The organism is Noviherbaspirillum denitrificans, assembly GCF_002211445.1.
Lineage (GTDB): Bacteria > Pseudomonadota > Gammaproteobacteria > Burkholderiales > Burkholderiaceae_D > Noviherbaspirillum > Noviherbaspirillum denitrificans.
On the sequence record NZ_LSTO01000001.1, the window covers coordinates 2389053 to 2396878 of the forward strand.

Genomic DNA, 7826 nt, shown 5'->3' on the forward strand with positions numbered 1-7826 from the left:
CAAGGACGGTACCCTGCATGTGCAGGCCGCGGCCGGCGTCGTCGCCGACTCGATACCCGAGATGGAATGGCTGGAAACCGAAAACAAGGCGCGCGCCGTGCTGCGTGCGGCCGAGCAGGTGCAAGACGGACTGGATGGGGAGCTCTGACATGTTGCTGATGATCGATAACTACGACTCCTTCACCTATAACCTGGTCCAGTATTTCGGCGAGCTGGGTGAAGACGTGCGGACCTTCCGCAATGACGAAATCACGCTGGAACAGATCGCGGCGCTGAAGCCCGACCGCATTTGCATTTCGCCCGGCCCGTGCACACCGCATGAAGCGGGCGTGTCGGTGCCGCTGCTCAAGGAATTCGCGGGCAAGCTGCCCATCCTCGGCGTATGCCTGGGGCACCAGAGCATCGGCGCCGCGTTCGGCGGCAATGTGATTCGCGCCAAACAGGTCATGCATGGCAAGACCTCGGTGATCACGCATACCGGCGTGGGCGTGTTCAAGGACCTGCCCAGCCCGTACACCATCATCCGCTACCACTCGCTGGCAATCGAGCGCGAGTCGCTGCCGGATTGCCTTGAGGTGACGGCGTGGACGGACGACGGCGAAATCATGGGCGTGCGCCACAAGGAGTACCAGATTGAAGGCGTGCAGTTCCACCCCGAATCGATCCTGTCCGAGCACGGCCACGCGCTGCTGAAGAATTTTCTGAACATCTGAACGGAGCCACCATGCCCATTACGCCGCAAGAAGCGCTGTTACGCTGCATCGAACACCGCGAAATCTTCCACGACGAAATGCTGGCGCTGTTCCGCAAGATCATGAGCGGCGAAATGTCGCCGGTGATGATCGCGGCACTGACCATGGGGCTGCGGGTCAAGAAGGAAACCATCGGCGAAATCGCCGCCGCCGCGCAGGTGATGCGCGAATTCGCGACGAAAGTGCCGCTGAGCAACTCCAGCAACCTGCTCGACATCGTCGGCACCGGTGGCGATGGTGCGCATACCTTCAATATCTCGACCGCCTCGATGTTCGTGGTGGCAGCGGCCGGCGTGCGCGTCGCCAAGCACGGCGGCCGCAGTGTGTCGTCTTCGTCCGGCAGTGCGGATGTGCTGGAAGCCCTCGGCGCCAACATCAATCTGAAGCCGGAACAGGTCGCGCAATCCATCGAAGAGACCGGCATCGGTTTCATGTTCGCGCCCAACCACCACGCGGCAATGAAGCATGCCGCGCCGGTGCGCAAGGAACTCGGCGTTCGAACCATCTTCAACATCCTCGGCCCCCTGACCAACCCGGCCGGCGCGCCCAACATCCTGATGGGCGTTTTCCATCCCGACCTCGTCGGCATCCAGGTGCGGGTGCTGCAACGCCTCGGCGCGAAGCACGCACTGGTGGTCTGGGGCCGCGACAACATGGATGAAGTCTCGCTCGGCGCGGCGACCATGGTCGGCGAACTGGTCGACGGCGAGATCCGTGAATACGAAGTCCATCCGGAAGATTTCGGCTTGCAGATGGTCGCGAGCCGCAACCTGAAAGTCTCCGGTGCGGAAGAGTCGAAGCAGAAGATTTTCGAGGCGCTCGACAATACGCAGGGCCCGGTGCGCGACATCGTCGTACTCAATGCCGGCACCGCGCTCTACGCGGCGGGCGCCGTGAAAACGATCGGCGACGGCCTGATGAAGGCACGCGAAGTGCTCGCCTCCGGCGCGGCCCGTTCGAAGCTGAACCAATTTGTGCAAGCGACGCAGAAAATCGGCGCCGCGAACTGAACCATGTCCGACATCCTCAAGAAGATCCTCGACGTCAAGGCGGAAGAAGTCGCCGCGGCGAAAAAACAGCGTGATCTCGCAAGCCTGCGCCGCGACGTCGAGAGCAATACCGCGTTGCGCAGTGACCTGCGCGGCTTTGAAGCCAGCCTGCGTTCGAAGATCGCAGCAGGCCAGGCTGGCGTGATCGCGGAAGTGAAGAAGGCGTCGCCGTCGAAGGGCGTGCTGCGCCCTGACTTCCGTCCCACGGACATTGCGCAAAGCTATGCGAAGCACGGCGCGGCCTGCCTGTCGGTGCTGACCGATGAGCAGTTTTTCCAGGGCGCGCCGGAATACCTGAAGCAGGCGCGCGCTGCATGCGATCTGCCGGTACTGCGCAAGGATTTCATGATCGACGTGTACCAGGTGTACGAGGCGCGTTCGTGGGGTGCGGACTGCATCCTGCTGATCGTGTCCGCGCTGGATCACGGGCTGATGGCGGAGCTGGAAGCCTGCGCGCATGAGCTTGGCATGGGTGTGCTCGTCGAAGTGCATGATGGCGACGAACTGACCGCTGCGCTGAAGCTGAAGACGGCGATGGTTGGCATCAACAACCGCAACCTGCGCACCTTCGAAACTTCGCTGCAAACCACGATCGGCCTTTTGCCGCGCATTCCGCCGGAAAAGATGGTCGTGACCGAATCCGGCATCCTCAAGCCGGATGACGTGAAGCAGATGCGCGACGCCGACGTGCATGCCTTCCTCGTCGGCGAGGCCTTCATGCGCGCGCCCGATCCAGGCGTGGAGCTCAGCCGCCTGTTCGCGGGCTGATCAGCTTTCCAGCCAGGCGGTGCGCGCACGTGCCGCCGCTGCCGGTTTCGCCTGCGCGGTCAATGCCGCCTGTGGTGCGTCGTCCGGCGCCAGCACGACGGTAAAGGTCATCAGTTCATCGCGCCGGAATACATGCAGCATCAGCACATCCCCGGTCTTGTAGCGTGCGAGCAGCGATTCGAGATTGGTCGCCGAGACGCGCAATCCATCCACCGCAATCAGGATATCGCCGGCGGAGATGCCCGCCAGATGCGCAGGTCCACCCTCGTATACGCTCACCGCCTTGCAGTCATTGCCTTCACGTGAGGTGCGGATGCCAAGCGCCGGCTTCTGGTTCTTGCGGTTGTCGGCGAACTCCACACCGAACGGTTCGAGCAGCTTGCCGAGCGGGACATCTTCTGTGCCGCGTACGTAGCGGTCGAAGAAGCGCTTGAGTTTGAGGCCCGTCACTTCTTCGAACAGGTCTTCGACATCGGCTTCCGAGACGCCGATGCCCTCCCCCTCGTAAAAGTCGCGCCCGTAACGCTGCCACAGCGTACGCATTACGTCGTCGAGGGATTTGCGGCCCTTGGTTCCGGCACGGATCGTCAGGTCGAGCGCCAGTCCGATGAGCGAACCCTTCGCGTAATAGCTGACGATGGCATTGGGCGAATTTTCATCCTGGCGGTAGTACTTGGTCCAGGCGTCAAAGCTCGATTCGGCAACGCTCTGCTTGGTGCGCCCGCTGCCGCGCAGCACGCCGTTGACCGTCTTGGAGACGAGCTTGAAATAGGCGGCCTCATCGATCAGTCCGCTGCGCACCAGCATCAGGTCGTCGTAATAGCTGGTGAATCCTTCGAACAGCCAGAGCAGCGTGGTGTAGCCTTCCGTACGCAGGTCGTAGGGTGCGAACACGTCCGGCTTGATGCGCTTGACGTTCCACGTATGGAAATATTCATGGCTGCACAGGCCGAGGTAAGTGCGGTAGCCGTCGCTCATCTCCTTCTGCCCCTTGACCGGAAGGTCATTGCGCGAGCAGATCAGCGCGGTCGATGCGCGGTGTTCGAGGCCGCCGTAGCCGTCGCCCACCGCCAGCGTCATGAATACATAACGGCGCATTGGCGCGCGCCGCGATTTCGGCTCGAACAGCGCAATCTGCGCTTCGCAGATCTTCTTGAGGTCGGCACTGAGGCGCGCCATGTCGAGGTTTGGCACGCGCCCGGTGATGACGATGTCGTGCGGCACGCCGTGCGCCTTGAAGGTCGCGAGTTCGAAGCTGCCCATTTCCACCGGCGAGTCGATCAGCTCGTCGTAATCTGCCGCGAGATAGGTGCCGAAACCGTAACGCTTCGCTTTCAATTCGGGCAGCGCCGTCGCCACGCGCCATGCCTTGTATTGGTCGCCATCCGGACGCTGTATGTCCACCACGTGCGGAAGGTGTTCCTGGCCCTGCACCGCGAGGAAAACGCTGGTGCCGTTGAAGAAGCCATGTGTCTGGTCGAGGTGCGCGGCGCGCACGGACAGATCCCAGGCATAAACCTCGTAGGTCAGCGTGAGGTTTTTCCCGCATGGAGCCGCCTGCCAGGTGTGCTTGTCCAGCTTGTTCAGGGCGACGGGCTTGCCTTCCGACTGCGCGGCGATGCGCACGATGTTGCGGGCAAACTCGCGGATCATGTAGCTGCCTGGAATCCATGCCGGCAGCACGAATACCTGCCCACCGGCGGCGGGCACCTGCACGGTGAGTACCACTTCGAACAGGTGGGCGGCGGGGTCCTTCGGGACGATGGTGTACTGAATGGCGTTTTTCATGCGAATCCTATCCTCTGACGTTGGCGGCGATGACGGACAAGGCGAGCGCGGCGACGACCGTGCAGGTCAGCCGGAAGCGCAGCTGCAGGAACCAGTCCGGCATGCGGTACCAGACGAGCAGGTGCTTGTCGACCCGGTAGGCGATGATGAATCCGGCCATCAGCACGGCAAACCCGAAACCGCCCATGAGCGTGGATGACCAGGCGAGCACCGGCGGCAATACGCTCCAGACAAAGGCCTTGCGGGTTTGTTCCTCCGTCAATCCGGTCGACAGGATGGCCGCGCTCATGTGCATGCCGCCGAGGAAGGAGAGGATCGCGATGCCGTACGCAAGCTGGCCGCGCAGGAAGTAGCCCAGCCAGTCGGCCTGTACGGTCCAGCAGGCGAGCATGAGAAGCAGGAAGGGAACGGTACCGGCCATGCCGAGCAGGTGGGCGATGCGCTGGTTCAGGAATTGTTTGTTCATGCGGGAGACTGTTGGGACATGATGGCCGACAGCCGCATAGTGTAGCCGGATTGTCCGGCGCGGTCTCAATCCAGGGAGCGCAGGTCGTCCGGCGTATCGATGTCGTGGAAGATGCCGGGGTCGTTGACCTCGACCGCCGTCACCAGATGCTTGCCGAGCAAGCGCCGCGCGCCTTCGTCGCCGCGCAGCTGCAGCAGTTCGTCGAGATGTGTGCGCCCGAATGCGACAGGGTTGCCGCGCCTGCCCTGGTTGAATGGTGCGGCGATATCTGCACCCAGCTCAATTGCGGCGGCAAGCCCGCGTATCGTTTCCGGCTGGACGAAGGGCATATCGCCCAGTGCGACGACCCAGCCCGTTGCTTCAAGCTTTTGACGAAGCGCGTACACGAGGGTTGCGCCCATGCCTTCGCCGGCATCGGGGCAGACGCTTACCTCGCAACCGGCCGCCTTCAAGCGGCTAGCAATTTGTTCACCACCGGGACCGACCACGGCGAGGACGGACGGCAGCGCCGCGAGCAGGTTTCGCGCGGCGGCAACTGCCACCGCTTCGCCACCCGTGACGGGCTGCAGCAGCTTGTTGCGCTGACCGCTCGGGTCGAAGCGGGAGCCGCGTCCGGCGGCGAGCAGGATGCCGGCAATCATGCGAGGCTGCCCGCCGCATCCTTGATCGCTGCCCGGATGCGCTGGTAGGTGCCGCAGCGGCAAATGTTCCCGCTCATCGCCGCATCGATGTCGGCGTCGGTCGGCGCCTTGTTCGCGCGCAGCAGCGCCGTCGCACTCATGACCTGGCCGCTCTGGCAGTAACCGCATTGCGGCACATCGTGCTCCACCCAGGCGTCCTGAACGGCCTTGCCCACGCGGTCGGCGGCCATTGCTTCGATGGTGGTGATCCGCCTGCCGGCGACATTGCCGATCGGCGTGATGCAGGAGCGGACCGGCTGGCCATCGACGTGGATGGTGCAGGCGCCGCACAAGGCTGCGCCGCAGCCGAACTTGGTGCCGGTCATGCCGAGGTTGTCCCGCAGCGCCCACAGCACGGGCGTAGACGGGTCGGCATCCACCTGCACGTCACGGCCGTTGACGTTGAGTGTGACCATGCGTGTTTTCCCTTTATGCGTTGACGTTTGTCGAGCAGGATATCGCCCGACTCCCCTGGCGGCTATTGTGATGTAAAAAATGGCGCGCCTCTTGCGAGTGCGCGCCATTCGAAGGATTCCTCTATTGCCGTTTACTTGATCGACGCCAGCTTCGCCTCCAGCCCCTTCTGGTCGACAGCACCGGGGATGCGCGTGCCGTCAGTGAAGAAAATGGTCGGCGTGCCGGTCACCTTCATCTTCTGGCCCAGCGCGAGGATCTTGTCGTTCGGCGTGGAGCAGTTCGCGGGCGCCGCATCGGGTTGCTTGCCCTTCAGCATCCATTCGTCCCAGGCCTTCGCGCGGTCCGCCGAACACCAGATGTTGCGCGACTTGGCCGACGAATCCTCGGACAGGATGTTGTACATGAAAGTGTAAACCGTCACGTTGTCCATCTCATTGAGGGTCTGGCGGAAGCGCTTGCAGTAGCCGCAGTTCGGGTCTTCGAACACTGCGATCACGCGCTTGCCGTTGCCCTTCACCATCTTCAACGCGGAGTCGAGCGGCAGGTCGGCGAACTTGATCTTGTTGATTTCATCCAGGCGCGCCTTGGTCTGATCCTGGAAGGTCTTGGTATCGACAATGCGGCCGATGAACAGGAAATCGCCCTTGGCATCGGTATAGAAGATATCGCCGCCGACGCGCACCTCGTACAAGCCGCCATAGGGAGTCTTGCCGATCGAGTCGATCTTGGCGCCGTCGCCGAGACGGGGCTCGATTGCCTTGCGGATCGCGGTTTCCTGTGCGGTCTGCGCCATCGCCGCGCCAGCCGCAAGCGCCAATGCAGCCAGCGCCGCGAATTGTTTCAATTTCATCATGATGTTCGGGATATCCCTTTGGTTAGTCATCACGGCCGCTTTCCCAATGCGTGGGAAATCAGCGCTCTTTTTATGACAGGCAATTTATTGACAAAGTTCAAGCCGAGGTTGCGCGCAATGCGTACCGGCTCGAAATCGGTGGAAAAGAGGCGCTCCAGTCCATCGGTCGCAACCTGCATCAGGAAGATGTCTTCCTTGCGCGCTCGGGCGTAACGGCCGAGCACGCGCTCGTCGCCGCAATCGCGGTGCGATTCACGCCCGGATACTGCCTTGATCAACCCCTCCACGTCGCCGAATCCGAGGTTCATGCCATGGCCGGCGAGCGGATGGACCACGTGGGCAGCATCGCCGACCAGCGCCACGCGCGGCGCGACAATGGAATGCGGACGCATCAGCGTCAGCGGGAAAGCCTTGACGACTTCAGGCTCGATGGGACGCAACTGGCCAAGCTGGCCACTGGAAATCGCCGTCAGGCGCTCCGCGAGCCGGGACAGCGATTCGCCGAGCAGGACCTGCGCGAGCGGTTCGGGCGCGGACCAGACGAGCGAAACGCGCTGTCCGGGCAAGGGCAGCAGCGCAATGATGCCTTCGGTCGCGGTGAACCATTGGAAAGCGGTACCGTGGTGCGGCTTGTCGCATTCGAAATTGGTGACGATGGCGCGCTGGCCATAAGAGCGGTAATCAATGCCGATGTCGCACTGGCCGCGCACCCAGGATTGGGCGCCATCGGCGCCGACCACCAGGGAAGCTTCCAGCACGTCGCCGTTATCCAGGCGTACATTCGCGCCCTGCAGGTCGGTATGCAGGTCGACCGCGCGTCCGGTCACGACACGCAGGTTGGGCGCGAACTTGAGGGCCGCGTCGAGCGCCGAATTCAGGTTGCTGTCCTCGACGATCCAGGCTAGCGCGCCGGTCCGGGCGCCGTAGGCATCGAAGGTCAGGCTTCCCGCCTGCTCGCCGTCGCCCTTGACGTCCATGGCATCGACCGCCGCGACGCGCGAGGCGTCCAGCGCCTGCCAGACCTTGAGCGAGGACAGCAGGTCGTGGGCGACA

General features: G+C 63.0%; 10 protein-coding genes. 4 read left to right on the plus strand and 6 right to left on the minus strand.

The features are described 5' to 3' along the window. The 4 genes from AYR66_RS30575 to trpC all read left to right on the plus strand — a co-directional run. The coding region (locus AYR66_RS30575) for a chorismate-binding protein (protein ID WP_170942301.1) at positions 1–148 on the plus strand (148 nt) is incomplete at its 5' end. A 1-nt stretch (position 149) separates the two neighbouring features. After that, on the plus strand, positions 150–713 hold the full coding sequence (locus tag AYR66_RS11670; protein ID WP_088709767.1) for an aminodeoxychorismate/anthranilate synthase component II: 564 nt from the start codon (positions 150–152) through the stop codon (positions 711–713). 11 nt (positions 714–724) lie between these two features. Further along, a complete protein-coding gene (trpD, locus tag AYR66_RS11675; RefSeq protein ID WP_088707622.1) occupies positions 725–1762 on the plus strand; it encodes an anthranilate phosphoribosyltransferase in 1038 nt (345 codons plus the stop codon). Between the two features lie 3 nt (positions 1763–1765). Next, positions 1766–2569, plus strand: a complete 804-nt coding sequence (gene trpC, locus AYR66_RS11680) for an indole-3-glycerol phosphate synthase TrpC (protein ID WP_088707623.1) — start codon at positions 1766–1768, stop codon at positions 2567–2569. On the opposite strand, the gene AYR66_RS11685 is transcribed toward trpC, so the two are convergent. From AYR66_RS11685 to AYR66_RS29545, 6 genes are all read right to left on the minus strand, one after another. Then, positions 2570–4357 carry a M61 family metallopeptidase gene (locus tag AYR66_RS11685; RefSeq protein WP_088707624.1) on the minus strand — a complete coding sequence of 596 codons (1788 nt, stop codon included), beginning with the start codon at positions 4355–4357 and terminating at the stop codon, positions 2570–2572. It abuts the gene before it with no gap. Between the two features lie 7 nt (positions 4358–4364). Further along, positions 4365–4823 (minus strand): DUF3429 domain-containing protein, encoded by a 459-nt coding sequence (locus AYR66_RS11690; protein WP_088707625.1) that lies wholly within the window; start codon positions 4821–4823, stop codon positions 4365–4367. Between the two features lie 65 nt (positions 4824–4888). Continuing rightward, complete coding sequence (locus AYR66_RS11695; protein ID WP_088707626.1) at positions 4889–5464, minus strand: nucleotidyltransferase family protein; 576 nt, start codon at positions 5462–5464, stop codon at positions 4889–4891. Further along, positions 5461–5919, minus strand: coding sequence for a (2Fe-2S)-binding protein (locus tag AYR66_RS11700; RefSeq protein WP_088707627.1), 459 nt, complete (start codon positions 5917–5919; stop codon positions 5461–5463). Before AYR66_RS11700 ends, AYR66_RS11695 begins: the two co-directional genes overlap by 4 nt. 131 nt (positions 5920–6050) lie before the next feature. Further along, the gene (locus AYR66_RS11705) at positions 6051–6773 is read right to left on the minus strand and encodes a DsbC family protein (RefSeq protein ID WP_088709769.1); all 723 of its coding nucleotides are present in this window, start codon (positions 6771–6773) and stop codon (positions 6051–6053) included. A 29-nt stretch (positions 6774–6802) separates the two neighbouring features. Next, positions 6803–7826, minus strand: a 1024-nt coding sequence (locus tag AYR66_RS29545) for an FAD-dependent monooxygenase (protein ID WP_206047148.1), incomplete at its 5' end; no start/stop codon positions are given.

Bases quoted from the DNA above. Each gene is read 5' to 3' on its own strand.
- AYR66_RS11695 (WP_088707626.1), bottom strand. From the start codon at position 5,464: ATGATTGCCGGCATCCTGCTCGCCGCCGGACGCGGCTCCCGCTTCGAC.
- trpC (WP_088707623.1), top strand. From the start codon at position 1,766: ATGTCCGACATCCTCAAGAAGATCCTCGACGTCAAGGCGGAAGAAGTC.
- AYR66_RS11700 (WP_088707627.1), bottom strand. From the start codon at position 5,919: ATGGTCACACTCAACGTCAACGGCCGTGACGTGCAGGTGGATGCCGAC.
- AYR66_RS11690 (WP_088707625.1), bottom strand. From the start codon at position 4,823: ATGAACAAACAATTCCTGAACCAGCGCATCGCCCACCTGCTCGGCATG.
- AYR66_RS11670 (WP_088709767.1), top strand. From the start codon at position 150: ATGTTGCTGATGATCGATAACTACGACTCCTTCACCTATAACCTGGTC.
- trpD (WP_088707622.1), top strand. From the start codon at position 725: ATGCCCATTACGCCGCAAGAAGCGCTGTTACGCTGCATCGAACACCGC.
- AYR66_RS11705 (WP_088709769.1), bottom strand. From the start codon at position 6,773: ATGATGAAATTGAAACAATTCGCGGCGCTGGCTGCATTGGCGCTTGCG.
- AYR66_RS11685 (WP_088707624.1), bottom strand. From the start codon at position 4,357: ATGAAAAACGCCATTCAGTACACCATCGTCCCGAAGGACCCCGCCGCC.